The 25,305-nt window shown below is 69.6% G+C and carries 25 protein-coding genes; 6 read left to right on the forward strand and 19 right to left on the reverse strand.

Going from position 1 to position 25,305, the window contains the following annotated elements; all coding sequences use genetic code 11:
* Positions 1 to 93 precede the first annotated feature (93 nt).
* The 5 genes from JWP54_RS17730 to JWP54_RS09555 form a co-directional block, all read right to left on the reverse strand.
* Positions 94 to 207 carry a zf-TFIIB domain-containing protein gene (locus tag JWP54_RS17730; RefSeq protein WP_367274209.1) on the reverse strand — a complete coding sequence of 38 codons (114 nt, stop codon included), beginning with the start codon at positions 205 to 207 and terminating at the stop codon, positions 94 to 96.
* Positions 208 to 240: 33 nt separating this feature from the next.
* Positions 241 to 1,143, reverse strand: coding sequence for a hypothetical protein (locus tag JWP54_RS09540; protein WP_297370938.1), 903 nt, complete (start codon positions 1,141 to 1,143; stop codon positions 241 to 243).
* 9 nt (positions 1,144 to 1,152) lie between these two features.
* On the reverse strand, positions 1,153 to 1,908 hold the full coding sequence (locus tag JWP54_RS09545) for a helix-hairpin-helix domain-containing protein (RefSeq protein ID WP_297370942.1): 756 nt from the start codon (positions 1,906 to 1,908) through the stop codon (positions 1,153 to 1,155).
* A 102-nt stretch (positions 1,909 to 2,010) separates the two neighbouring features.
* Positions 2,011 to 4,602: a leucine--tRNA ligase gene (gene leuS, locus JWP54_RS09550; RefSeq protein WP_297371012.1), complete on the reverse strand. Its 2,592-nt coding sequence runs from the start codon at positions 4,600 to 4,602 to the stop codon at positions 2,011 to 2,013.
* 94 nt (positions 4,603 to 4,696) lie between these two features.
* Positions 4,697 to 6,190 carry an anthranilate synthase component I family protein gene (locus JWP54_RS09555; protein WP_297370944.1) on the reverse strand — a complete coding sequence of 498 codons (1,494 nt, stop codon included), beginning with the start codon at positions 6,188 to 6,190 and terminating at the stop codon, positions 4,697 to 4,699.
* Between the two features lie 60 nt (positions 6,191 to 6,250).
* On the opposite strand from JWP54_RS09555, the gene JWP54_RS09560 reads away from it, so the two are divergent.
* Complete coding sequence (locus JWP54_RS09560) at positions 6,251 to 6,904, forward strand: DedA family protein (RefSeq protein ID WP_297370947.1); 654 nt, start codon at positions 6,251 to 6,253, stop codon at positions 6,902 to 6,904.
* On the opposite strand, the gene cydC is transcribed toward JWP54_RS09560, so the two are convergent.
* Genes cydC through JWP54_RS09580 form a run of 4 tightly spaced genes read right to left on the reverse strand, consistent with a single transcriptional unit; the run spans position 6,876 to position 12,746 of the window.
* A complete protein-coding gene (gene cydC, locus JWP54_RS09565; RefSeq protein WP_297370950.1) occupies positions 6,876 to 8,690 on the reverse strand; it encodes a thiol reductant ABC exporter subunit CydC in 1,815 nt (604 codons plus the stop codon). The two genes, JWP54_RS09560 and cydC, sit on opposite strands and share 29 nt — an antisense overlap.
* Positions 8,683 to 10,317, reverse strand: coding sequence for a thiol reductant ABC exporter subunit CydD (gene cydD, locus JWP54_RS09570; protein WP_297370953.1), 1,635 nt, complete (start codon positions 10,315 to 10,317; stop codon positions 8,683 to 8,685). The genes cydC and cydD overlap by 8 nt, the downstream gene beginning before the upstream one ends.
* Before the next feature lie 5 nt (positions 10,318 to 10,322).
* Entirely contained in the window at positions 10,323 to 11,327 is a 1,005-nt protein-coding gene (gene cydB / locus JWP54_RS09575) for a cytochrome d ubiquinol oxidase subunit II (RefSeq protein WP_297370956.1), read from the reverse strand.
* Positions 11,328 to 11,336: 9 nt separating this feature from the next.
* A complete protein-coding gene (locus JWP54_RS09580; RefSeq protein ID WP_297370960.1) occupies positions 11,337 to 12,746 on the reverse strand; it encodes a cytochrome ubiquinol oxidase subunit I in 1,410 nt (469 codons plus the stop codon).
* A 94-nt stretch (positions 12,747 to 12,840) separates the two neighbouring features.
* Between JWP54_RS09580 and JWP54_RS09585 the strand changes: the two genes are divergently transcribed.
* The gene (locus JWP54_RS09585) at positions 12,841 to 13,221 is read left to right on the forward strand and encodes a BlaI/MecI/CopY family transcriptional regulator (RefSeq protein ID WP_297370963.1); all 381 of its coding nucleotides are present in this window, start codon (positions 12,841 to 12,843) and stop codon (positions 13,219 to 13,221) included.
* A 53-nt stretch (positions 13,222 to 13,274) separates the two neighbouring features.
* Positions 13,275 to 14,228 (forward strand): M56 family metallopeptidase, encoded by a 954-nt coding sequence (locus JWP54_RS09590; RefSeq protein ID WP_297370965.1) that lies wholly within the window; start codon positions 13,275 to 13,277, stop codon positions 14,226 to 14,228.
* A gap of 64 nt (positions 14,229 to 14,292) precedes the next feature.
* Here JWP54_RS09590 and JWP54_RS09595 read toward each other — a convergent pair whose 3' ends face one another.
* From JWP54_RS09595 to JWP54_RS09615, 5 genes are all read right to left on the reverse strand, one after another.
* Complete coding sequence (locus JWP54_RS09595; RefSeq protein ID WP_297370968.1) at positions 14,293 to 15,219, reverse strand: ABC transporter substrate-binding protein; 927 nt, start codon at positions 15,217 to 15,219, stop codon at positions 14,293 to 14,295.
* Between the two features lie 41 nt (positions 15,220 to 15,260).
* Positions 15,261 to 15,980, reverse strand: coding sequence for an ABC transporter permease (locus JWP54_RS09600; RefSeq protein ID WP_297370972.1), 720 nt, complete (start codon positions 15,978 to 15,980; stop codon positions 15,261 to 15,263).
* A complete protein-coding gene (locus JWP54_RS09605; RefSeq protein ID WP_297370975.1) occupies positions 15,977 to 16,654 on the reverse strand; it encodes an ABC transporter permease in 678 nt (225 codons plus the stop codon). The genes JWP54_RS09600 and JWP54_RS09605 overlap by 4 nt, the downstream gene beginning before the upstream one ends.
* Positions 16,651 to 17,505 carry an ABC transporter ATP-binding protein gene (locus JWP54_RS09610; protein WP_297370978.1) on the reverse strand — a complete coding sequence of 285 codons (855 nt, stop codon included), beginning with the start codon at positions 17,503 to 17,505 and terminating at the stop codon, positions 16,651 to 16,653. The genes JWP54_RS09605 and JWP54_RS09610 overlap by 4 nt, the downstream gene beginning before the upstream one ends.
* A gap of 137 nt (positions 17,506 to 17,642) precedes the next feature.
* Positions 17,643 to 18,302 carry a TetR/AcrR family transcriptional regulator gene (locus tag JWP54_RS09615; RefSeq protein WP_297370981.1) on the reverse strand — a complete coding sequence of 220 codons (660 nt, stop codon included), beginning with the start codon at positions 18,300 to 18,302 and terminating at the stop codon, positions 17,643 to 17,645.
* 196 nt (positions 18,303 to 18,498) lie between these two features.
* On the opposite strand from JWP54_RS09615, the gene JWP54_RS09620 reads away from it, so the two are divergent.
* Positions 18,499 to 19,563: an App1 family protein gene (locus JWP54_RS09620; protein ID WP_297370984.1), complete on the forward strand. Its 1,065-nt coding sequence runs from the start codon at positions 18,499 to 18,501 to the stop codon at positions 19,561 to 19,563.
* Positions 19,564 to 19,621: 58 nt separating this feature from the next.
* On the opposite strand, the gene JWP54_RS09625 is transcribed toward JWP54_RS09620, so the two are convergent.
* From JWP54_RS09625 to hisD, 3 genes are read right to left on the reverse strand one after another with little or no spacing between them, the layout of a single operon-like run.
* Entirely contained in the window at positions 19,622 to 20,656 is a 1,035-nt protein-coding gene (locus JWP54_RS09625; protein WP_297370987.1) for a quinone-dependent dihydroorotate dehydrogenase, read from the reverse strand.
* Positions 20,657 to 20,662: 6 nt separating this feature from the next.
* Positions 20,663 to 21,151 carry a transcriptional regulator NrdR gene (gene nrdR, locus JWP54_RS09630; protein ID WP_297370990.1) on the reverse strand — a complete coding sequence of 163 codons (489 nt, stop codon included), beginning with the start codon at positions 21,149 to 21,151 and terminating at the stop codon, positions 20,663 to 20,665.
* Positions 21,152 to 21,163: 12 nt separating this feature from the next.
* On the reverse strand, positions 21,164 to 22,483 hold the full coding sequence (gene hisD, locus JWP54_RS09635; RefSeq protein WP_297370993.1) for a histidinol dehydrogenase: 1,320 nt from the start codon (positions 22,481 to 22,483) through the stop codon (positions 21,164 to 21,166).
* Positions 22,484 to 22,554: 71 nt separating this feature from the next.
* On the opposite strand from hisD, the gene JWP54_RS09640 reads away from it, so the two are divergent.
* Complete coding sequence (locus JWP54_RS09640) at positions 22,555 to 23,106, forward strand: flavin reductase family protein (RefSeq protein ID WP_297370997.1); 552 nt, start codon at positions 22,555 to 22,557, stop codon at positions 23,104 to 23,106.
* Here JWP54_RS09640 and JWP54_RS09645 read toward each other — a convergent pair.
* Together JWP54_RS09645 and JWP54_RS09650 are read right to left on the reverse strand one after the other, a co-directional pair.
* The gene (locus JWP54_RS09645) at positions 23,103 to 23,654 is read right to left on the reverse strand and encodes a GNAT family N-acetyltransferase (protein ID WP_297371001.1); all 552 of its coding nucleotides are present in this window, start codon (positions 23,652 to 23,654) and stop codon (positions 23,103 to 23,105) included. The two genes, JWP54_RS09640 and JWP54_RS09645, sit on opposite strands and share 4 nt — an antisense overlap.
* A gap of 60 nt (positions 23,655 to 23,714) precedes the next feature.
* Positions 23,715 to 24,491 carry a 1-acyl-sn-glycerol-3-phosphate acyltransferase gene (locus JWP54_RS09650; RefSeq protein ID WP_297371005.1) on the reverse strand — a complete coding sequence of 259 codons (777 nt, stop codon included), beginning with the start codon at positions 24,489 to 24,491 and terminating at the stop codon, positions 23,715 to 23,717.
* A 146-nt stretch (positions 24,492 to 24,637) separates the two neighbouring features.
* Here JWP54_RS09650 and JWP54_RS09655 point away from each other — a divergent pair, with 146 nt between their 5' ends.
* Positions 24,638 to 25,138, forward strand: coding sequence for a hypothetical protein (locus tag JWP54_RS09655; protein WP_297371008.1), 501 nt, complete (start codon positions 24,638 to 24,640; stop codon positions 25,136 to 25,138).
* Positions 25,139 to 25,305: the final 167 nt, after the last annotated feature.

Genomic DNA, 25,305 nt, shown 5'->3' on the forward strand with positions numbered 1-25,305 from the left:
ACGCGATCACCCGCTTCTGGGGTGTCCTGAGTGATGCTGGACTGAATCACACTACGACCACGACTTGATTCCTTGGCCAAGGCAGCGCCCCCCTTATAGCTTCACCAGCCCGCAGTCCGAGCACTCCCAGACAATGACTTCGCCCCGTTCTGCCGCTTCCATTGGGAGCAGACAAATCGGGCAATTTGGTGTCTCTAGGTCGTCCACGCGGACAGTCTATGCGGATGGTTCCGATAGCGGTTAGCAGCTACGTACTAGCGAGCTGGTCTTCATGGCGGCGTCCAGATTCTCGGGCACGGCAGTGGTGTCGCCGATCGCCAGCCCGGGCAGAAGGCCCGCCCCGTCGCCGGGCAGCTCACCGGCGGCCGCGGCGAACCCGGCGCGCAGGTCGTTCGCCCAGGCCAGCCACCACGGAGCCGGGCGCACCGCCTCGATCGGCCCGCGACCGAAAAGCAGCGCGGATGCCGCGTCGCCGGCCTCAGTGCGCACGAGGGCACCCGTCACCCTGACTTCGTCGCCGATCGCCGGTGCGGGTGTTGCCATCTCGGCGAACACCAGCACCGGCACGGATAATCTGCCGGGCGCGCCATCCGCGGACGGCTCCCCCGGCGGGCTGTCGAGGGCGGTCAGGGTGGCGCGGAACCGCACCTGCGGGGCCCCGCCGATGGCCGCACCGCCGTGCGGAACCGGCGCGGACCAGACCGTGAGGCGCGCGACGACCCGCCCGTCGGCACCCGAACCGCCGCGCTGACCGTCGGCCTGCCCGTCCAGGACGCTGCGTACGACCGCCGGCAGCCGCACCGGCGCCTGGACCGCGACCGCCGTCGCCGCCAGCGCCGCGGTCGCGCAACAGGCAGCCAGTATGGCTGGCAGCGAACCGGAGAGCCGACCGGGCCGCCGACCGGCGGTCCCGAGCGCAGGGAGTCCGGCACGACTCCGCAAAACGGCGACGGCCACGAGCGCTCCTGCCACGATCCAGAAGACAACCGCCACCGCAGCCGCCCAGCCCGGGAGGGCCACGAGCACGCCCGCGACTGCCCAGCAGGTGGCGGCCGGCCACACCAGGCGCAGGTCAAGGCCGGATCGGGCGTGCACGGCCGGATGCCCCTGCTCGGCAGCCGTCCGGGTGCCGCCGGTGCTCATCGGGGACTCTCAGACCGCGATCAGGTCTTTGAGCGCCGCGAAGGTTTTCTCGCCGATCCCCGTCACGTTGCGGAGGTCGTCGATGCTGCTGAACCGGCCCTCGGCCGCTCGGTAGTCCAGGATGCGCTGAGCCATGGCCGGGCCGATGCGCGGCAGGGTATCGAGGTCAGCGGCCGTCGCGGTGTTCAGGTTCACCTTCGCGGCGACGGCTCCGGCAGCACCCGCAGCCCCACCGCCGGCAGGACCCGCAGCACCGGGGGCGGCGCCCGGCGCACCCGCCGCCGCTTCGCCCTGCAGCGGGACGTAGAGCTGTTCACCGTCCGACAGCGTCCTGGCCAGGTTCACGCCGGCCTGGTCCGCCGTGGGCAGCAGTCCGCCGGCCGCGGCGACAACGTCGACCACCCTGGCCCCGTCCCGGACTTCGAACAACCCCGGACGGGCCACCGCGCCGAGCACGTGCACGAAGATGACGCCCGCCTCCCCCGCTGCCGGGGCCGCCGTCGGCCCCGACGTCCCGGCTGCCGGATCGCCCGTCTGGTCGGTGGGCAGGCCGCCGGCAGCGGGGTTCGCGGCGACGTCGACGCTGTGGCCCACCTGGGCGACGGCGGTCACGGCGACTGCCACTCCGAGGGCCAGGAGCAGCAGCACGACCGCGGCGCCCACCCCCAGGCGCAGCCGGCGGTCGGTGCCGCCGGGCCGGCCCTGCGACGTTGGGGCGGTCGCGCGGGACGACGGGGCGAGGCTACTGAACGGGTCGAAAACCATGCGGGCAGGTTAACCACGAGCCGCCCCGCACACCGGGCCCGTCGGGGAACCTGTGTGGGGGCGGCGCCGGTCCCGTCTGTGGAGGCGGGGCGCACCGGCCCGTCAGCCGGCGGGCTTGGTGACGATGCTCACCATGCGGGGAGCGCGCACAATGACCCTGACGATCTCCCTGTCACCGATCGACCGAATGGCGGCGGCCGACGCTCGGGCCTGCACCTCCAGGTCGTCGTTCGAGATCTTCGGTGAGACCTCGAGGCGGTCGCGGACCTTGCCGTCGACCTGTACCACCGCGGTCACCGATTCGGCCACGAGCAGGCTGCGGTCGGCCTTGCGCCACTGCGCGAGCGCGACGCACGGCTCGTAGCCGAGGCGCTGCCACATGTCTTCCGCCGTGTACGGGGAGAACAGGTTCAACGCCATCGCCGTCACTTCGGCGGCCTCGCGCACGGCGGCGTCGGCAGGGCCGGCGCCGGTGTCGATGACCTTGCGGGTGGCGTTGACGAGCTCCATCATGCGCGCCACGACCACGTTGAACTTGAACGACTCGATCAGCGACGGGGCGTCGGCGAGGAACCGGTGGGTGACGCGGCGCAGGGCAGCATCGCCGGTCTTCCACTCCACGTCGGGGGCGCTGGTGACGTCCCGGGCGACACGCCAGGCGCGGGCCAGGAACTTCGCGGAGCCGACCGGGGACACGTCGGCCCAGTCGATGTCGTCTTCCGGGGGGCCGGCGAACGCCATGGTCAGGCGAACGGCGTCGACGCCGTACTTGTCGACCTCCTCGGTGAAATACACCAGGTTGCCCTTGCTCTTGCTCATCTTGGCGCCGTCGAGGATGACCATGCCCTGGTTGAGCAATGCCGTGAACGGTTCGGTGAAGGTGACGAAGCCGAGGTCGAAGAGCACCTTGGTGATGAAGCGGGCGTACAGCAGGTGCAGGATGGCGTGTTCGACGCCGCCGACGTACTGGTCGACGGGCGCCCACTTGTCGGCTTCCTTCGGGTCGAACGCCTTGGTGTCGTCGGTGGGGTTCAGGAACCGCAGGAAGTACCAGGAGCTGTCCACAAAGGTGTCCATGGTGTCGGCGTCGCGCTTGGCCGGGGTGCCGTCGATCGGGTTGACGACGTTCACCCAGTCGGTCGCGCCGCCCAGCGGCGACGTGCCCTTGGGCTTGAGGTCGAGGCCGTCGGTCGGCGGCAGCAGCACGGGCAGCTGGTCTTCGGGCACCGGGATCTCCGTGCCGTCTTCGCCGTGGATGATCGGAATCGGGGTGCCCCAGTACCGCTGGCGGGAGATCAGCCAGTCGCGCAACCGGTAATTCTTGGTGGCACGCCCGGTACCGTCCGCGACGAGCTGTTCGATCATCCGCTTGATGGCGTTGCTCTTGGTGAGCCCGTTCAGGGCGCCGGAGTTGATCAGGCGGCCTTCACCGGCCAGGGCGGTGCCGGACTTCGCCGGGTCGAGAGCGTCGGAGTCGACCCCGTTCGCGGGATCGTCGGGCAGTTCTTCCGAACCGTCCAGCATGCCGGGAGTGATCACCGGGATGACCCCGGTGACCGGCGCGGTGGTGTCGACGACGACGCGCACGGGCAGGTCGAAGCGCAAGGCGAAGTCCAGGTCGCGCTGGTCGTGCGCGGGAACGGCCATGACCGCACCGTGACCGTAGTCGGCCAGCACGTAGTCCGCCGCCCAGACCGGCAGGCGCTCGCCGTTGGCCGGGTTGATGGCGTACCGCTCGAGGAAGACACCGGTCTTCTCCCGGTCGGTGGCCTGGCGTTCGATCTCGGTGCTGTTCTGCACCTTCACCAGGTAGGCTGCGAAGTTCTCGCGTACCTCGGCCGAGGCGCCAGCGACGAGTTCGGCGGCGAGGTCGGCGTCGGGGGCGACAACCATGAAGGTGGCGCCGTGCAGGGTGTCCGGACGGGTCGTGAAGACGCTCACCGGCGCCTCGCGGCCCTCGATGACGAAGTCGACGTCGGCGCCGATGGAGCGGCCGATCCAATTGCGCTGCATGTTGAGCACCTTGGTCGGCCAGGTGCCCTCGAGCTGGTTCAGGTCGTCGAGCAGGCGGTCGGCATAGTCGGTGATCTTGAAGTACCACTGGGTGAGCTTCTTCTTCACCACCACGGCGCCGCTGCGCTCGCTGGTGCCGTCGGGCAGGACCTGTTCGTTGGCCAGCACGGTCTGGTCGATCGGGTCCCAGTTGACCCAGCTGTCCTTTCGGTAGGCCAGACCCTTCTTGTACAGCTGCAGGAACAGCCACTGATTCCACTTGTAATACTCGGGGTCGCTGGTGTGCAGCTCCCGGGACCAGTCGAAGGAGGCCGCGTAGAGCTTCATGCTCTTCTTCTGTTGCGCGATGTTGTCGTAGGTCCAACCGCGCGGGTCGATGCCGCGCTTGATGGCAGCGTTCTCGGCGGGCAGGCCGAACGAGTCCCAGCCGATCGGATGCAGCACGTTGAAGCCCTGCTGGCGCCAGTAGCGGGCGACGATGTCGCCGAGCGCGTAGACCTCGGCGTGGCCCATGTGCAGGTCGCCGGACGGGTACGGGAACATGTCGAGCACGTACTTGCGCGGCCGCACGTCGCCGGGGTCACTGGTGCGGAACGGTTCGAGTTCCTCCCAGATCGGTGCCCACTTCGCCTGGATGGCGGCGAAGTCGTAGCCGTCTTCGTCCTCTGGACCGTTGGACATGGTGTCGTGCTCGTGTGCCACGTGGCTCTCATTCATTGTGGTGAGGTGGCGTTTTGCGCGCAACGGAGAATGCCCGGTGGCGACGCCCAAGCTCCTAGGTTACTAAACCCTGGCCCTCCGCCGGGTCCGGTCCCGGTTCGGTGCCCAGCAGGGCCCTGATCAGGGCCGCCGCCTTGACGCGGGTCTCCTCGATTTCCTCTGCAGCGACGGAGAGCGCGGTGATGCCCCCGCCGGTGCCGATGGACGCGCCGGCGGGGCCGAGCACGATGCTGCGGATGACCATGGCCAGGTCGAGCGCGCCGTCCTGGCCGAGGTATCCGAAGGCGCCGGCGTAGACGCCGCGCTCGCCGCCCTCGAGTTCGTGCAGGATGGCCATGGCGCTGGCCTTGGGCGCCCCGGTCATCGATCCGGCGGGAAAGGCGGCCTGCACGGCGTCCACCGCGGTGAGTCCCGGCGCCAGTTGGGCCTCGATGGTGCTGACGAGCTGGTGAACGTGCGGATAGCTCTCCACCTGGAGCAGCGCGGTCACGGCGACGGTCCCGAGCTCGGCGACCCGGCCGAGGTCGTTGCGCATGAGGTCGACGATCATGAGGTTCTCGGCGCGCTCCTTGTCGCTGGCGAGCAGTTCGGCCTCGAGGATCCGGTCGTGAGCCGGGTCGGTGGCGCGCGGCCGGGTGCCCTTGATCGGCCGGGTGCAGATCCGGCCGCCGGGGCTCACCGACAGGAATTGCTCGGGCGAGGCGCTCAAGAGCGCATGCTCGCCGAAGCGGAGCAGTCCGCCGTGGTGGCTCGGACTGGAGTCGCGTAGCCGCCGGTACAGCTCTCCCGGGTCGAAGGCGCCGGCAACGGTGATCTCGTTGGTCAGGCACAGCTGGTACGCGTCGCCGGCCCTGATGCGCGCCTGGCACTGGCCGATCAGGCGGGCGTACTGCTCGGGGTCGTGCCGCCAGCGAACCTCGAGGTTGCCGGGGCTCTGCGCCGGCGGGCGGGCGCCGCGGCCGGCCTGGGCGAGGCGGCGGCTCGTCTCGGCGACCCACGCGTCCAACTCGCCTTCCGGCTCCCCCACCTCGGGCCGGACCAGCAGCGTCACCGTGCGGGCGGCATGGTCGAAGGCGACGGCCCGGTCCACCCGCAACAGCGCCGCGTCCGGTGCGCCGACGAGGCCGGTACCGGCCGCGGCGGTGGGCTGCGCGAGGCCGTAGCCCAGCCAACCGACCCAGCCGAGCCGGAATCCGACGTCGTCGGCTGCGACGGGTGCGTTCCCGTTCGGCGTGCTGGTTGAGCGCGCCAGGTCCCTGCGGAGCACGTCGAACACGCTGTCTCTGGTCGTCACGGGCGCATCGGTCGCAGCCAATGGCCGTGACCGCGTGGTCGTGCCGGCCGGGGCGGATGCCGTGACGACCAGTGAGCGCTCGTGGCCGCCGGCCAGGTAGCTCGTCCCGGTCGTCGCGCCGGCGCCGGCGTCGAGCCACACGGCATACGGCGATCCGGCATACAGCTCGTCGAAGGCCGCTGCCGGGTCGATCCACTCCGGCAGGGGGATGCGGCGAAGTGCCTGACGGTCCGGGAAGCTGGGAGTCTTCGGCACGCGTCCAGCCTAGGGCGCAGGCGCGCCACGGGAAATCGCACTGCGGCCTAGGCTGGCGACGTGAACGACGTACTCAACTGGATCCTGGGCGCTGTCGGCGCCGTCGACCCTGTCGTGCGCACCATCCTCGCGGGCGTGGGCATGCTCTTGGAGACGTCGGTGCTGATCGGCCTGGTCGTTCCAGGCGACACCATCGTGATCGTGGCCAGCACGGCCGTCGAGGGACCGATCGAATACGTCGGCCTCATGCTGGCGGTGATCCTGGGCGCCCTGGCTGGTGAGAGCATCGGGTTCTACCTGGGGCGCCGGTTCGGCCCGTGGATCCGGGGCAGCTGGCTGGGCCGGCGCATCGGGGAGAAGAACTGGGCCGCGGCGGAACGCTACCTCGCTCGGCGGGGTGGGATCGCGGTCTTCCTGTCCCGGTTCCTGCCGGTGCTGCACTCGGTGATCCCCCTCACCGTCGGGATGAGCACCATGCGTTACCGCACCTTCCTGACTTGGACGGTGCCGGCCTGCGTGGTGTGGACAGCGGCTTACGTGTCCGTCGGTGCGGCGGCCGCAGAGGGATACCGCAGTATCGCCGACCAACTGCACTTCGCGGGCTATCTTTTCGTCGGCGTGATTGCCGCGTTCGGGCTGGTTGTCGTGCTGGTCAAGCGGTGGTTGAAGCGCCGGGAGGCCCGGTTCATGGAGCGGGAAGCTCCCCCGGAATGACCCCCTGGCGCGGTGCAACCCAGGGCCGGGCCATCGGACCGAGTCCGGCGCCGGCGGTGAGGGTGACCGTGCGGGTGATCAGCTCGGCCGGTACGGGGGTGTGCGAGATGAGCAGCACCGCCCGGCCGGCGCCCGCCGACGCCGAGAGGATGTCCCGCACGAGCCTGTCACCGAGGCCCGCGTCGACGTTGGCCGTCGGTTCGTCGACGATGAGCACCGGGAAATCGGCCAGCAGGGCCCGCGCGAGGGCGATCCGCTGGGCCTGCCCGCCGGACACCAGGGCGCCGCGTTCGCCCACCCGGGCATCCAGGCCGCCGCGTCTCATGGCCCAGTCGGCCAGGCCGACCCGGTCGAGCACCGCCAGGAGGTCGTCGTCGGTGGCCGTGTCCCTGGCGAAGAGCAGGTTCTGCCGGATGGTGTCGTCGAACAGCCAGGGGCGCTGTTCGCAGAGGCCCACGACCCGGCGCACGTCGGCGGGCGCCAGTTCCCTGGCCTCCATGCCCTTCACCCGGTAGGAGCCGGTGTAGTCCAGGAAACGCACCAGGGCCTGAGCCAGGGTGCTCTTGCCTGCTCCGCTCGCCCCGGCCAGGTGCACCCGGTCGCCGGCGGTCAGGCGCAGCGTCACGCCGGCCACGGCCGGTCGGTCGGTTCCGGGCCAGCTGGCCCCGACGTCGGTGAGTTCGACCAGCGCCCCGTCGGCGCCCCGGGCCGGCCCGGCCGGACGCTCAAGGATCCTCCCGGCGGCGGACTCGGCGAGGGCGGGGGTCTCGGCGGGAATCTCGGCGGGCACACGCTCTGGCACGGCCGTGGCCACCCGTTCGGCGCTTGAGCGCACCTGACGCCAGGCGCCCAGGGCCGGCGGAATCAGGGCGAAGACCTCGAAGACGGCCATGGGGACCAGCACCACCACGGCGAGGGCGGGGCCGCTGAAGCCACCGGTGCCCAGCGCGGGGATGGCGATGATCAGCGCCAGCACCGTCGCCGCACCGGCGCAGAGCGAGATCACCGCGGCCTGCACCCCGGCTCCCGTGGACCGCCGGAGGGTAGCGCGGCGGAGGCGCCCCTCCACCGAGGCGAGCTCGTGCAGGCGGCCGTCGAGCGCGCCGAAGGCGGTGAGCACGTCGAGGTTCTCGACGACTTCGAGCACCTCGTCGGCGAGGGCGCCGCGCAACGGCGCCAGGTCCCGCTCCGCGCGGGCGGACAACGCGGTCGCGGTGACGGTGCCGAGGACGCCGGCGACGCCGAGGCAGACCAGCAGGGTGAGCCCTGCCGCCGGGAGCACCAGCCAGACACCGGCGACGCTGAGGGCGGCGACCAGGCCGGAGGTGGCGAGGGGCTGCACGACTCGCAGCGGCAGGTCCTGCAGGTCGTCGACATCTCGCACCAGGCGGGTCAGCAGGTCGCCGCGCCGGGTCGCGGACAGGCCGGCCGGCGCCAGCGGCAGGAGCCGGGCGAAGATGCCCAGGCGCAGGGCGCCGAGCTGCCGGAAGGCGGCGTCGTGGCTCAACAGGCGTTCGAGGTAGCGGAACGCGGAGCGGAACAGTGCGAACGCCCGCACACCCACCACGGCCATGCCCAGGAACATGATCGGCGGCATCTCTGCTGCCCGGGTGATCAGCCACGCCGAGCAGGCCAGCAGGGCCACGGCACTGGCCGTACTCGCCAGGCCGGCGAGCAGGCCGGGGAGGCTCTGCCGCGCCCGCGGCTGGGCCAGGCGGAGAATGGCCCTGGTGGCGGCCGAGGGCAGTCGGGAGCGGCGGGTGCTGACGGACGCGGGCTCAGACATGGGCGACCTCGCTCAGGCGCACGACACAGTCGGCGGCGTCGAGAAAGGCCGGCCGGTGGCTGACCACGATCACGATGCGGCCCTGGCCGGCCAGGGTGGCCAGGCCGCGGATCAGGGCGCTCTCGGCGTCGGTGTCGAGGGCGGAGCTGGGTTCGTCGAGCACGAGCACCGGGGTGTCGTGCGCCAGGCACCGGTAGATCGCCCTGGCGGCGGCAACGCGCTGCGCCTGGCCGCCCGACAGTCCGGCACCGTTGACGCCGAGGCGCAGGGCCGGATCGAGGTCACCAGCGCCCGCGCAGGCCAGTGCCGTGGCGACGAGGGCGTCGTCGGGAGCCGGGGAGCCCAGCGCCACGTTGGCGCTGATGCTGCCGGAGAACAGGCCCGGCCGCTGTCCGGCCCAGGCCAGCCAGTCCCGGTCCGGACCGTGAGCGACGAGTGAGCCGCCCAGACTGATGGCGCCCTCGAACGGAACGAAACCCTGGAGCGCCCCGATCAGCGTGGACTTGCCCACACCGCTCGGCCCGCTGAGCACGCTCAGCTGCCCGGCGGCGAAATCGGCGCTGAACCGGTCGATGATGGCGGACTCCCCCCGGCGCACCGTCACGGCATCGAAGGACAGCAGCACGGGGCGGGCGGGGGTCGGGACCAGCGTGTTCCGGGCGGGCGGCGTCGGGCTGTCGTCCTCGAGAATCGCGAACACGTCCTCGGCCGCGGCCAGGCCATCGGCTGCGGCATGGAACTGCACGCCGACCTGCCGGAGCGGCAGGAACGCCTCCGGCGCCAGCAGCAGCACGAACAGTCCCACGCCCAGCAGCAGCGAGCCGTCCACGAGGCGGATGCCGATCGACACGGCGATGAGCGCCACGGACAGGCTGCCCGCCAGTTCCAGCACGAATCCGCTGAGGAAGGAAACCCGCAGCACCTTCATGGTGCGGCCGCGGTACTCGTCGGTGAGGTCGGCCAGGCGCGCCGACTGGCGGCGGTCCCGGCCGAAGATCTTGAGGGTGGCCAGTCCCCCGACCACGTCGAGGAAGCCGCTCGAGAGCCGTTGCAGGGCGTCCCACTGGTTGCTTTGCACGACCTGGGTGGCCTGACCGATCAGGATCATGAAGATCGGGATCACCGGCAGCACGATGAGCACGGTGATGCCGCTGGGGAGGTCCTGCCACAGCATCAGGACGACCAGGATCGGCGTCGCGATGGCCGTGAGCAGCAGTTGCGGCAGGTACCTGGCGAAGTAGTTGTCGAGCGCGTCCAGGCCGCCGGTGATCACGGTGGCGACCCTCGCGTCCTGCTGGCCGGCGAGCCAGTCGGGGCCGCGCCGGGCGAGCCGGTCGAGCACCGCCGTGCGCAGCTGGCTCTTCACGGCCGCGGCACCCCGGTTGGCAGCCACTTCCAGCAGCCACACGATCAGCGCCCGGAGGATGACCACGCCGGCCAGGGCGGCCACCGTGCCGCTGAGCCGGTCGAGGGGCTCACCATCCACCGCCCGGGTGATGCCCTGGCTGAGCAACCAGGCGAAGGCCACGACGGCGAGGGTCTGGGCCAGGCCGAGGACCGCGCCGACGAAGAGGAACCAGCGCGCGGCGGAGGCGTGCTTGAGAAGCCGTGGATCGAGGGGACGCATCCCGATCAGTGTACGGCGACTTCGATGTGCGCCCGGCCGATCCGTTTGCGGAACACCCAGTAGGTCCAGCCCTGGTAGCCCAGGATCACCGGCGCTGCGATCAGCGCCGTCCAGCTCATCACCTGCAACGTGTACGGGGTCGACGAGGCGTTCTCGATGGTGAGGCTGTTGGCCACGTCGTTGCTGGCGGGCATGACATCGGGGAAGAGCGACGCGAACAGGGTCAGCACGGCGAAGCCGATGGTGACGGCCATCAGAGCGAACGCGGTGCGCTCCTTGCCGCGCAGGTTCGCCAGATAGGCGGTGATGAGCGCCACCGCGGCGACCGCGGCGAGGATGCCGGAGGCGAGGGTGCCGTACGCCAGCGTGGTCCAGACCAGGAACGAGGCGGCGACGACGATGGTGACGATTCCGGAGCGGATGGCCAGGGCCCTGGCGCGCAGCCGGATGTCGCCCTCGGTCTTGGTGGAGACGAAGATCACGCCGTGGGTGAAGAAGAGGAGCAGGGTGGTGAGTCCGGCCACCAGCGCGTACGGGTTCAGCAGGTCGAAGAAGGTGCCAATGTAGTTGAAATTCTCATCCAGCGGCACGCCGCGTACGACGTTGCCGAAGGCCACGCCCCAGAGCAGGGCGGGCACGGCGGAGCCCACCACGATCATGGTGTCGAAGGATTTCTTCCACTCCAGCTCCGGCCGCTGGTGCCGGTACTCGAACGACACTCCCCTGGCGATGAGCGCCAGCAGGATCAACAACAGGGCCAGGTAGAAGCCGCTGAACATCGTGGCGTACCACTCGGGGAACGCCGCGAACAGCGACGCGCCGGCGACGATGACCCAGGTCTCGTTGAGGTCCCAGACCGGACCGATGGTGTTGATGAGGACGCGCCGGTCGGTGTCGTCCTTGCCGAGGAACGGCAGGGACATGCCGACCCCGAAGTCGAAGCCGTCGAGTACGAAGTACCCGATGAACATCGCCGCGATGATCCAAAACCACAGAATATTGAGATCCATCGTGCGCTCCTAGTAGACCGTGGTCGTGTGCTTGATTTCGCCGGACACCGGGTCGGGCGCCGTCGCTGGGTCCGGCCCCTTCTGCACGGCCTTGAGGATGAGGCGGAATTCCACCACCGCCAGAGCGCCGTACAGCAGGGTGAAGGCGATGAGGGAGATCAGGATCTCCAGCCCGCTCACGTTCGGCGAGACGCCGTCGGCGGTCTTGAGCAAGCCGAACACCAGCCAGGGCTGCCGGCCCATCTCGGTGAAGACCCAGCCGACGCTCATGGCCAGCAGGGACATCGGGAAGGACCAGATCGCGATCTTCCAGATCCAGGTCTGCGGGCTCCTGCCCTTGCGGGTCACCCACAGTCCGGCGACGGCGACCAGGATGTGGGCGATGCCCAGGCCGATCATCCAGCGGAACGACCAGTAGGTGACCCAGATGATCGGGGCGTAGTCGCCGGGACCGTAGAGCTGGGTGTACTGCTCCTGGAGATTGTTGATTCCCTCGACGGTGCCGTCGAAGGTGTGCGTGGACAGGAACGAGAGCAGGTAGGGGATGCGGATGGAGAAGAGCTCGCTGACGCCGTCGGGGGTGCCGAGTGTGAAGATCGAGAACGACGCGTTGGCGCCGGTGGCCGTGTGATACATGGCTTCGGCCGCCGCCATCTTCATGGGCTGCGCCTCGACCATGGCCAGGCTGAGCTGGTCGCCCATCACGGTCGTCAGGGCGCCGGAGATGACCATCATCCACAGGCCGAACTTGAGTGCGGGCCGCATCGTCGTGAGGTGCTGGTTACGCGAGAGGTGCCAGGCTGCGACCGAGATGATCAGTCCGGCGGAGACCATGAAGCAGGCGAAGATCGTGTGCGGGAAGGCCGCGAGGGCGACGGGGTTGGTGAGCAGCTCACCGATGCTGGTGAGTTCGGCCCGTCCCTTCTCCTCGTTGATCTGGTACGCGACCGGGTTCTGCATGAAGGCGTTTGCGGCGATGATGAAGTACGCCGACGCGATACTCCCCGCGGTGGTCAGCCAGATGGTCGCCAGGTGCAGGCCCCTGGGCAGCTTGTCCCAACCGAAGATCCACAGGCCGATGAAGGTGGCCTCGAGGAAGAACGCCGCGATGCCCTCGAATGCCAGTGGTGCCCCGAACACGTCGCCGACGAAGCGGGAGTAGTCCGACCAGTTCATGCCGAACTGGAACTCCTGCACGATGCCGGTGACGACGCCCATGGCGAAGTTGATCAGGAAGATCTTGCCGAAGAAGTGGGTGAGCTGCAGGTAGTGAGCCTTGTTCGTGCGGTACCAGGCGGTCTGGAAGATCGCCACGGTGGTGACGAGACCGATCGTCAGCGGCACGAACAGGAAGTGGTAGACCGTGGTCAGGCCGAATTGCCAGCGTGACAATAGCAACGGATCCAGCCACTCGTTCATATGCCCTCCAGCACCTTCGGTTCTTCTACGTGTCGTAGAAGACTACTATTCTACGTTCGGTAGAAAAAGCCGGAACGCTTGATAAAGTTGTGTCATGGGAAGTTTGGGCGTGCTGGAGAGACTGCTGATGGACCTGCTCTGGTCGGCCGAGCGTCCACTGACCGCCAACGAGTTGCGCGACGCCCTCCTGGATCCCGCTAATTCCGGCACCAAGCCTCTCGCGATCACGACGGTGCTCACCGTGTTGTCCCGGCTGGAGAACAAGGGCTTCGTCACGCGCGACCGGGACATCCGCCCGCACGGCTACAGTGCGGTCAGCACCCGGGCCGAGCACACGGCTGAGCTCATGCACGAGGTGCTGGGCACCACGAGCGACCGCACGGCGACGCTGGCCCGCTTCATCGGCAACGTCAGCCCGCAGGAGGCGCGGACCCTGCGCGAACTGCTGGCAAGCATCGGCCCGTCGTCGGAATGATGCCGACGAGAATCCGGGCCACGAGCATCCTGACCCGGGACAGGTAACCGGGCGTGCTCGGCACCGCACTGGGCCTGATAGTCCTGGCCGTCCTCCTGGCCTGGCCCGTGCCGATCCTGCTGGCCGGCGCGGCCTGGCCACCGCGTGCCCCCGGCCTCGCGTTGGCCCTCTGGCAATCGATCGCGCTGGCCGGCGGCGCCTCGATGATCGGCTCGCTGCTCGTCTTCGGCCTGATCCCGTTCGGACCGACGCCGGTGACCGCCCTGGCCGCCCTGGCCGGTCATGTCGCTGCCGGCACCCTGCCAGCCGGCGCCACGCTGACGAGCGTGATGGCCCTGTGCCTGGCCCTGATCCTCGCCACGCACTTGCTGCTGAACCTCAGCGCGACGTTCATCCGTGCCGAGCGGCAGCGACGCCGGCATCACACCCTGATCGGGCTGCTCAGCGACCCGTTGCCGTTCGACACCGCCGGTACCCGTGTGATCGACCATGCCGCGCCGATCGCCTACTGCCTGCCGGGCGGCACCCGGTCGGCCACGGTGCTGTCAAGGGGCCTGCTACGCCTGCTGGACACCGACCAGTTACGCGGTGTCGTGGCGCACGAGCGCGCCCATCTCCGCCAGCAGCATCACGTGGTACTTCTGGCGTTCAAGTCCTGGCACAGCGCCCTGCGCTGGTTCCCGATCGCCAACCGCGCCGAGAACGCGGTGGCCCTGCTGGTGGAGATGATGGCCGACGACCAGGCCAGGCTCGAGGTGGACGACCGCACGTTGGCCAGGGCGATCGCCCTCGTTGGCACCGCGCACTTGGCCGAGGTTTCCGGTACCCAGTCCCCGCTCGCCGCCGCCGGCGCGTCCGACGACGCCTCCACGGCCGACCTCGTCGGGCCGAGGGTGAGCCGGCTGCTCGGCGATGTTCCCGGGCTCACTCCGGCGGCTCGAACTCTGGTTCTGGTGACCACGGCCGTCTTGTTGCTGTTGCCGCTGGGTCTGCTCGTCACGACCTGACCTCGCGGGCGAACACGAAACGGCCCCGCCGTGAGCGGGGCCGTTCGGGTGGTCGAGCCGAGGGTCAGATCAGGCCCTGCTCGGTGAGCCAGTCCGTCGCGATGGTGTCCGCGGCGGCCTCGTCGTTCACGCTCTGGGCGTTCAGGGCCACGAGGGTGTCGGCATCCAGCGCCGCACTGACCTTGTTGATGATCTCGGCGGCCGAGTCGTCGACCTTGTCGGAGACGACGGGCACGACATTGTCGGGGAAGAACAGGCCGTCGGGGTCGTCCAGGGCAACGAGGTCGTTCGACGCGATGTTCGGATCCGCGGTGTAGATGTTGGCCAGCTGGATCTTGTTGTCGACGAGTGCCTTGACGGTCAGCGGTCCACCGCTGTCCTCGACGGGTGTGAAGCCGGCGATCTCGATGCCGTACTTCTCCTTGAGGGCGGTCGGCCCGTACGGACGGGTCTCCAACTCGGAGTTGCCGCCGACGGTGATCGGCTCCGTGACCTGGGTGAGCGACGCGATGTCGGTGAGGTTGTAGGTGTCCGCGAAGGCCTGCGTCACGGTCCAGGAGTTCTGGTCCGTCGCGTCCGCCATGTCGAGCACGCTGAGCCCTTCCGGCAGTGCCGCCTGCAGTTCGGTGTAGGTCTCGTCGGCCGTTCCGCCGGCGGCGTCGGCTTGCAGCGCCTGGAGCAGGCTGCCGGTGTACTCGGGGAACACGTCGATCGAGCCGGACTCGATCTCGGGCAGGTAGGCCTCACGCTGTCCGATGCGGAACTGGCGGTCGACCGTGAAGCCGCCGTTCTCCAGCGCCTGCGCGTAGATCTCGGCGATGATCTCGTTTGAGTAGTAGTCCTGCGATCCGACGACGATGGTCTCGGATCCTTCCGAACTGCTACTTCCCTCGTCCAGGGGGTCCCCGGACGCACACCCTGCAAGGGCTACGACAGCCCCAACCGCGACCGCGCTGACAAGCGCGAGCCGGCCTCTTGTGATTGTGAACATGCTGTTGTCCTTCCTCAGGTACCGAGTCTTCGGTACATGTGTCACCGGGCGGCTGTGGAGCGCTCGGTGCGAAGCGTGCTGGGCTTGGGGATCGCGAGGCGGCCGGAGACCCCCCGTGGTACGGCAAACCTCTGGATCAGCGCAAAGATTCCCTCCAACGCCAAAGCCAGCAGGATCACCAGTATCGACCCGCCCAGCATCTGGGCGTAGTCGCGGGTCTTTAATCCCGAGAACAGGTATCTGCCCAGTCCGATGTCGGCCACGTAGGCCGCGAGCGTCGCCGTGGCGATCACCTGGAGGGTCGCTGAGCGCAGCCGGCCGATCAGCAGGGGAAGCCCGAGCGGTACTTCGACCTTGCGTACGATTTGCAGCTCGGACATGCCCACCGCGCGGGCAGCGTCGACGGTGCGCCGGTCGATCGCCTCGAACCCGGTGTAGGCACCGGCCAGGATGGGCGGGATCGCCAGGACGGTCAGGGCCACGTACGGCGCCACCACGCCGACCCCGACCCAGAGGGCCACCAGGGTGAGCAGGCCCAGGGTCGGGATGGCCCGGAGCCCGCCTGACGTCGTCACGGCCAGACCGCGTCCCCGGCCGGTGTGGCCGATCAGGTAACCGATCGGGATCGCGATCGCCGCAGCGATCAGCAGGGTGACCAGGGTGAAGAGCAGGTGCTGGCCCAGCCGGAGCGGAATGGCGTTCAGCCCGGTGTAATTGGCCGGATCCAGGATCCAGTCGATGGCGTCCGCGAAGAGGTTCATGCCGCGCTCACCTCGATCGGCGCGGCGACCCGGGTGGGGGCATCCCGGCGGGTCCACGGCATCAGGAGACGCCCGAGCAGCACCAGGGCACCGTCGAAGGCCAGGGCCAGGACGACGGTCGCGACCAGGCCGGCGAGGATCTCGGCCTGGATGCCGCGCTGGAACCCGTCGGTGAACAGGCTGCCCAGGCTCTGGACGCCGATCACGGCGCCCACGGTGACCAGGCTCACGGTGCTCACGGCCACCACCCGCATCCCGGCCAGGAGAACCGGGCCGGACAGTGGCAGCTCCACCTGCCAGAAGCGGGACCACCCGGAGTAGCCCACGGCGGTAGCGGACTGGCGAACATCGCCATCCACCGACTCGAGGCCGTCTGACACCACCCGCACCATCAGGGCCACGCCGTACAGGGTGAGCGCGATGATCACGTTCAGCGGCGACCGCAACCCGGTGCCGATCACGGCCGGCAGCACGAAGAACAGGGGCAGCGACGGGATCGCGTAGAGCAGGCCGGCGCCGGTGAGGATGATGCCGCGGCTGACGGCGTAGCGGCGCGCCAGCCAACCCAGAGGCACGGCGATCACGAAACAGAGCACGATCGGCGGCAGGCTCAGCACGACGTGGTCGAGGGTCCGCGCCCAAATCAGGCCCAGGTTGGCCAGGACCCAGGTCATCGGGCGGCCTCGGGGTCAGCCGCCATACCGGCCCTCCTGGCGGAATCCAGCACGCCGGCCAGGCGCCCGTCGCTGTCGACCACGACGTCTTCGTCGCCGTGCCGCTCCACGTGCAGCGCCCGGCGGCCGCGGTCGGCGCCCACGAAGCTGGCGACGAAGTCGTCGGCGGGGTGGGCCAGGAGGTCTGCCGGGGAGCCGACCTGGGCGATGCGGCCGCCTTCGCGGAGGATGACGATCTGGTCGCCGAGAAGGAAGGCCTCCTCGATGTCGTGGGTGACGAAGACGACGGTCTTGTCCAGTTCTTTCTGCAACCGCACCAGTTCCTGCTGCAGCTCGGCGCGGACGATGGGGTCGACGGCACCGAACGGCTCGTCCATCAGCAGGATGTTCGGGTTGACGGCCAGGCCCCGCGCCACGCCCACGCGCTGCTGCTGCCCGCCGGAGAGCTGGCTCGGATACCGGTCGGCGAGGCTGCGATCAAGGCCCACCGTGTCAAGCAGGGTCAGGGCGTCCTGTCTGGCCTGACTCTTCGGGGTGCCGCGCAGGAGCGGCACCGTCGCGACGTTGTCCACAACGGTGCGGTGCGGCAGGAGGCCGGAGTTCTGCATGACGTAGCCGATGCCGCGACGCAGCTTGACCGGCGGCAGGGTGGCGATGTCTTCACCGTCGATCTCGACGGAGCCGCTGCTGGGATCTACCATGCGGTTGATCATGCGCAGCAGGGTGGTCTTACCCGACCCGGAGGAGCCCACCAGCACGGTGGTCTGATGCGAGGGAAGCACGAGGCTGAAGTCCTCGACGGCCAGGGTGCCGTCGGGGAATCGTTTGCTGACGGAACGGAACTCGATCATGGCTGGGCTCAATCCTCGAAGCGGGCGGTGCAGCCACTCACCCTGGGGCGAGTGCGGATGACCAGCCAATCATTCTTCGGAGCCGAAACCTAAGCGGATTGCCGCTCTGTGATGAAAAAAGTCGGTGCGGGAAAAGGTCAGCCGGCGGCGGGGCCGTAGTAGCCGACGAGGTAATCGTGCATGATGCGGCGGCACTCGGAGATGAACCGCTCGTCACCTTGGCTGTTCCAGGTGAATGCCCGGGACAACAACGAGTCCGCCATTTCGACGGCGACCTCGAGGTGGAAGACCAGATCAGGACCGCCGGCGAGACCGAATTCCTGCGAGAGGATACCGGCGATCTGGTGAGCGAAGAAGCCGGAGTCCAACTGATCGGGGGTGCTGGACTGAGCGCGCTCCCGGTCGGCGAAGTGGAGAATCCGGAAGCCGGGCTCATCTCGGTAGAGGTCGACGAAGGCGGTGATACCGCAGTCGACGGCTTCCCACCAGGTGTCGGGCTTGGCAGTCTGGAGGTTCTCGGCAACGCGCTGACGGAACCGCTGCACGGCGCGTTCCCGCAGGCCCTCGAGGACCGCGACGCGGTCGGGGTAATAGCGGTACACGGTGCCGATCGAGGCCCCAGCGCGTTCGGCCACCATCGCCGTGGTGATCCGGTCGAAACCGACCTCGTCGACAACTGCGGCTGCAGCATCCAGCAGGCCGCTCAGGCGCGCGGCGCTGCGCTGTTGAATGGGTTCGGTTCGAACCTGCCGGCCTTGGCCGAGCGAGTCTTCACCGAATTGGTCGATCCGCGCCACGTGTCCTCCTTGAATATACGTCACAATCCTAGAGGCCCGGGCGGCACGTCATACGCAGTTTCCGCCCCCCAAACGAGCGTGGCCGCCGCGTCGGGGGTGGGTCTGTGCGGGCGGGCAAGGTCGGGCCGCGCCCGTGAGAGACTGGGGTGTGTCTAAGTTCCCCGCTCCGGCCGCAGCTCCGCTGACTCCTGCACGCATGATTCACCGTGCCGCCAGGATCGAGGACTGGCTGCACGAGAAGCGGGAGAAGTTCGCCAGGCGGCGCGGACACCTCCCCGTCGTCATCCCCTACACCGGCTACGGCACGCCGGAGCGGGTGCGGATCCTCTGTCGAGTGCTGCTGTCCAAGCCGGTGAAGGCCGGCGCGCGCACGAAACGCCGCATCGCCGCCCGGGATGCGAGCATCCGCGGTTGGCGCAGTTTCACCAGCGTGCCCGTCAACGATGTCACGGTCACGATCGATATCGGCGGCAAGGCCCACCGTGTGCAGGCCGACCGCGGCGGCGTCGTGGACACCGTCATGCAGGTGAATCTCGAGCCGGGCTGGCACACCGCGCACCTGCACACGGAAGCGTCCGGCGCCGTGGAGGCCCCGGTCTTCGTCGTCTCCCCCGACGTGCGCCGAGGAATCATCTCCGACGTCGACGACACTGTCATGGTCACGACGCTTCCCCGGCCCCTGCTCGCCGCCTGGAACACCTTCGTCCTGGACGAGCACGCCCGCGTGCCCACGCCGGGCATGGCAGTCCTGCTCGACCGGCTCGCCGATGCCACCCCGGGGTCCCCGGTGATCTACCTTTCGACCGGGGCGTGGAACGTCGCGCCGACGCTGAGCCGGTTCCTCTCCCGCAACCTGTACCCGGCTGGGGCGCTGCTGCTCACCGACTGGGGACCCACCCACGATCGCCTGTTCCGCAGTGGACGCGAGCACAAGCGTGACAATCTGCGCCGGCTGGCCCAGGAGTTCCCTGAGATGAAGTGGATCCTGGTCGGCGACGACGGCCAGCACGACGAGGCCATCTACAGCGAGTTCCAGAAGGACTTCCCCGATTCCGTCGCGGCCGTCGCCATCCGCCGGCTCTCGCCCAGCGAGGCCGTGCTGGCCGGCCGCCGGCCCAAGGATGCCGCGGAGGCCAAGCCGGACTCGCTGTGGGTGTACGGCCCGGACGGTGCGAGCCTCGCTGAGCAGCTGGCCGAACTGGGCCTGATCGAGGATCCCGGACTTCCCGGCCCGGCCGACCCGGTGGTCCCCCCGGAGTAGATCCGGCCGGTGCGCTCGCTCGCCTGCCCGCTGACCGGGCGACGACCAGCGGGGTGATTCAGCGGACGGCGAGCAGCCGGTCCAGGCCGCGGTTGATCTGCCGGGCCCACAGCGGCCCGCGGTACAGGAACCCGGTGTAGCCCTGTACCAGGGTCGCGCCGGCGGCGAGGCGCTCGGCAACCTGCTGGGCGGTTTCGACGCCGCCGACCGAGATGACGCACAGGTCCGCGGGCACGCTGGCGCGGATCACGCGCAGTACGGCGAGCGACCGGGCGTTCAGCGGAGCTCCGGAGAGCCCGCCGGCTCCGGCGGCCGTCACCCTGGCGGGGTCGGTGACCAGGCCGTCGCGGCTCAGGGTGGTGTTCGTGGCGATGATGCCGTCTAGGCCCAGTTCGACGACCAGCCCGGCGATGCGGGCGACCTCCTCGTCGGTGAGGTCCGGGGCGATTTTGACCAGCAACGGGGTGCGACCGGCCGTCGCCTGCACGGCCCGCAGGAGCGGGGCGAGTTGGTCGAGTTCCTGCAGGCCACGCAGGCCCGGTGTGTTGGGCGAGCTGACGTTGACAACGAGGTAGTCGGCGATGGGTGCCAGCGCCGCGGCGCTCACCAGGTAGTCGGCGGTGGCGTCCTCGACGGCCGTGACCCGGCTCTTCCCGATGTTGATACCGAGCACCGGTCGGTCTCGGGTGGCGCGCACCCGGCTGAGCCGGTCGACGGCCGCGGCGGCACCGGCGTTGTTGAAGCCCATCCGGTTGATCACGGCGCGGTCCGCCACCAGGCGGAACAACCGGGGTTTCGGATTGCCGGGCTGTGCGAGGGCGGTGAGCGTGCCGACCTCGACGTGGCCGAAGCCGAGCCGGCCGAGGCCGATGACGGCGTGGCCGTCCTTGTCGAAGCCCGCCGCGACACCGAACGGGGAATCGAAGTGCAGCCCGAGCGTGTCAACGCCGATGTCGGTGCGCGGCCGGGTGAAGCGGTGCGCGAGCCCACCCAGACCCAGCCGGGGCAGCAGGCGGATGACTTCGAAGGCCAGGTGGTGCGCCTGCTCAGGATCGAGGCGGGTCAGGACGTGCTTGAAGAAGGTGGGATACACGGGAGCCTAAAGATCGGGCTCTGCGTCGGCATCCGCCGCGGCTGCGACGGCGTGCTCGGTGCGGAGCTGGAAGATGGCACTCTCGAAGTCTTCGAGGGAGTCGAACGCCTGGTACACGCTGGCAAAGCGAAGGTAGGCGACTTCATCGAGTTCGCGCAGCGGAGCGAGGGTCGCCAGGCCGATGTCGTTGGCCTCGATCTGCGAAGCGCCGGTCTGCCGGATGGTCTCCTCGACCTTCTGCGCCAGCATCGCCAGGTCGGAGTCCGTGACCGGGCGGCCCTGGCAGGCCTTGCGCACGCCGGAAACGATCTTCTCTCGGCTGAACGGTTCGACGACCCCGCTGCGCTTGATGATGTTCAGGCTCGCGGTTTCGGTGGTGCTGAAGCGACGACCGCATTCGGGGCACTGTCGGCGGCGGCGGATCGAGAGTCCGTCGTCGCTGGTGCGCGAGTCGATGACGCGGGAGTCAGGATGACGACAGAACGGGCAATACATGGTGCTTCGAGCCTACCGTTCCGCGGGTTTGGGGAAGCGCGCGGTGACCGCGTCGCCGTGCGCCGGGAGGGCCTCGGCGTTGGAGAGGGCCAGGATGTGCCCAGCCACTCCGGCGAGGCCGTCCCGGCTGTACCGCACCACCTGCTGGGGGCGGAGGAACGTGTACGCGCCAAGGGCGGCGGAGAACCGGGCCTGCCCGCCGGTGGGCAGGACGTGGTTGGACCCGGCGGCGTAGTCGCCGAGGCTGACCGGAGAGTACGGGCCCAGGAAGATGGCGCCGGCATTGTCGATCAGTGCGAGCACGGCATCCGGGTCGTTCGTCTGGATCTCGAGGTGCTCCGGTCCGAAGGCGTTGCTGAACGCGGCGGCCTGCTCGAGGTCGTCCACGAGCACGATCGCCGACTGAGTGCCGCCCAGGGACGCCGCCACCCGTTCGGAGTGGGTGGTCGTGGTGACGATGGTGTCGAGGAGCGTTTCGACGGCGGCGGCGAGTTCGGCGGAGTCGGTGACGAGGACGGCTGCGGCGAGTTCATCGTGTTCGGCCTGGCTCACCAGGTCCGCGGCGACGAAGGCCGGGTCGGCGGTGGCGTCGGCGATCACGAGGATGTCGGTGGGGCCGGCTTCGGAGTCGATGCCGGTGACGCCGCGCACCAGGCGCTTGGCCGCCGCGACGTAGACGTTGCCGGGACCGGTGACGAGCTGGACGGGGTCGAGGCCGAGGCCCGGCACCCCGTACGCGAAGGCGCCGACCGCCCCGGCGCCGCCCATCGCGTAGATCTCGTCGACGCCGAGCAGCCCGGCGACGGCGAGGATGGTGGGGTGCACCCGGCCATCGAAGTGGCTCTGCGGCGGGGACGCCAGGGCGATGGAGGTGACACCGGCCACCTGCGCGGGAACCACGTTCATCACCACACTGGACGGGTAGACCGCCTTGCCGCCGGGCACGTAGAGGCCCACGCGCTGCACGGGACGCCAGCGCTGCACGATCTCCGCGCCGTCGGCGATGGTCGTGGTCACCAGGGGCGGCACCTGAGCGGCGCTGGCGAGGCGGACCCGCCGGATGGTCTCTTCGATGGCCGTGCGCACGGCCGGGTCGAGCGCGGCGAGGGCTTCGCTGACGTGTTCGGCCGGGACGCGGACGTGGTCGGGGCGAACCCGGTCGAGGCGTTCCGCCTGGTCGAGCAGGGCCTGTTCGCCGCGGGCGCGCACGTCGTCGATCAGCTCGGCGGCGACGTCGCTGGCCACGGTGACGCTGGTGGCCGCCCGGGGCACGGAGGCCAGAAGTTCGGCCGGAGCAGGCCGCGTTCCTCGAAGGTCAATCGTCTGAATCATGTCGCTCCAGCCTATCCAAGAACCGGGCGGTGCACGGGAATAGGCTGGTGGGTGAGACGATTGGCACCACTATGAGCGAACGCACCACCGACCCGGCCGGACTCCCTCCGGCGGTCGCCCTCGACACAGATCCCCACGCTCCCGGCGACCTGGCCGCGTTCAAGAACGCGTTCCGCCGGCATGCGGCCGGTGTCGCGGTCGTCACGGCCCTGGATGCGCAGGGGGTGCCGGTGGGATTCACGGCGACGTCCCTCGCCTCGATGTCCGCGGTGCCGCCCCTGGCCACCTTCAACATGGCGAAATCGGCCAGCTCCTGGCCGGCCGTCAGCGAAACAGAGCGGGTGGTCATCCACCTGCTGGGCCTGCGTAATCGCGGCCTTGCCGAACGCCTCGCCGGGCCGAACACCGAACGGTTCGTCGGCGACCACTGGCGGGTCGGGCCACATGGTCTGCCGGTGCTCAACAACGTCACCTCCTGGATGGTCGGCCGGATCGTGGAGCGGGTGAGCGTGCACAATGCCGCCGTCGTCGTGGTGCAGATCGAGGGCGGTGGCCTCGGAGAGGACGACGAGGCCCTGATCTACCACGAACGCCGCTACCGGGCGCTGGGCGAGACCCTCTAGTCGCCCTCCAACTCGGAGAGCGGATCGTGCGAGGCGGCGGGGCGGGACTCCAGGTCGATCACGTAGGACTGCGTCGTTCGATGCAGCAACGGGTGCCGGAGTGGCCTCCCCCATGGTCGCCAGCCCTGGCCGGAGTAGAGCCGGACGGCCGGGTCGTTCTCGACCAGGACGTGCAGCACGGCTATACGGTGGCCGCGCCGGGCGAGCTCGGCCGCCACCGCAACCATGAGCGCTCGCCCGATCCCACGCCCCTGCGCGGCGGGCGCAACGGCGACCAGACCGACCACCGGCGCGTCGGGGGGATCACTCGGCAGTCCGCTTCGCGGTGTCGTCGCCAGGACGAACCCGAGAATCTGCGAGCCGGGGTCCTCCGCCACGGTCCAGCACTCCGCGCGGTCGAACTTCGGGCGCGCCCGGTCCGCCACCCCGGAAACGGCTACACCGTCCCGCACAGCGCAGGCGTCGACCCAGAGGGTGAGGCACTCCCCCGTGTCAGCTGCCGCGCCGCTGCGTAAAACTGGTTCGGGCGGCTGGGACGGCTCTCGCATGCCTGAAGTATCGCATCCGGTTCGGCGTCCGTCCGCGCCTGGCGGTCGGCCGGCGCGGCTTCAGGCTTTGGCCGCCCGGTCGGCGGCTTTGCGCAGCTGACGCTCCGCTTCCGTGGCGGCGGCCTCTCCGGGCGTCGGGGCGGTGCCGCCCAGGTGGGCGGGCTGCCACCACCGGCCGGCGCCCGGCACCGGGTATCGCGCCTGCAGGCCGTCGACCAGACCTTGTAGGGTGCCGTGCAGCACCAGCGTGACGGCCTGCGCGTCGTCGGTGGCGCTGACTCGGATGGGGGTGCCGACGGCGAAGCTGACCGGGGTGCCGTAGGCGTCCGTGAGGGACGGCTTGTGGTTCTTGGTGAGCAGCCGGTGGCCGCCCCAGACCGCGATGGGAACGATGGGCACGTTCGCTTCCTGAGCCATCCGGGCGGCACCGGACTTCAGCTCCCGCACGGTGAACGACGCGTTCACCCCACCCTCGGGGAACACCCCGATCAGTTCGCCGGAGTTCAGTGCCCGCACGGCGTCAGCGTATGCCTGCGCCCCGGCGGCCATGTCCACGTTGATGTGGCGCATACCGCGGAGCAGGGTGCCGACGACCGGCTTGTCGAAGGCGCCCTTCTTGGCCATGAACCGGATGTGCCGGCGGTTCTTGCGCCACATCATCCACTCGACGAGGGCGAAGTCGGCGTAGCCGAAGTGGGTGATTGCGAGCACCGCTCCCCCGGCATCGGGCAGGTTCGACAGGCCGGTCACGGTGGGCCGGAGGCGGAACAGGCCGAAGACGGTTCTACCGGCCGTGATGGCCGCGGTGTAGATCGGTTCCCTGGTGCGCGTTCTCATGGCTCCATCGTATGGCCGAAGGCTGTCAAACGGCTGGTCAGAGGAGTGGTTGTTGCTCCCGGTCCGGGAATCGAGCGCGGCACGACGACGTCGGTCGGAATGCCACCGGCCGCGCTATCGTGTCGGCATCTGAGCGAGGGGTGGCCATGGACGACGCGCTGACGGCGGGCTGGACTGACTTCGCGGTGGCGTTGGCGGGCGCAGGGGCCGCGTTGGCCGGCTTGGTGATGGTGGCGATCTCGGTGAACATCAAGGAGATCCTGGCGCTGCCCGGCGTGACGGCCAGGGCCGCGGCCGCGGTCGGTTCGCTCGTGCTGGTGGTCGGGACCGCCGCGCTGCTCCTGATGCCCGGCCAGCCCGCGCCGGTGCTGGGCGTCGAATTGCTCCTTCCCGCCGCTCTGGCCATCGCACTGCATGCGGTTTCTCTGGTCAAACGGATGCGACAGGCCGCGGTGCCCAGATTCTCCCGAGTCATCGCAATCCCCATCGCCGTCGTGCAGCTGCTTCCGGTGGTGTTCGGTGCCCTGCTCCTGATCTTCGCCGACGGCGGCGCCGGTGCTCTGCACTGGGTGGCGGCCGGACTGCTGCTCACCATCACCGGATCGATGCTGGATGCCTGGGTCCTGATGGTGGAGATCCTGCGCTAGCCCTACCGCGCCCCGCCCACCTCACCCGCGGTCGCCACCACGTTCCGCGAGAGCGGCTCAATGATCACTTCGGCATCGCGGAAGTGACCGCTTGGCCGCTCGCGAGAAAGTCTTCGAGAGCCCTACGGAGAGGCCCCTGCGCGGGGTTCAGTGTCGGTGGTAGGTGA

Source organism: Cryobacterium sp., from assembly GCF_025463825.1.
Taxonomy (GTDB): Bacteria; Actinomycetota; Actinomycetes; order Actinomycetales; family Microbacteriaceae; genus Cryobacterium.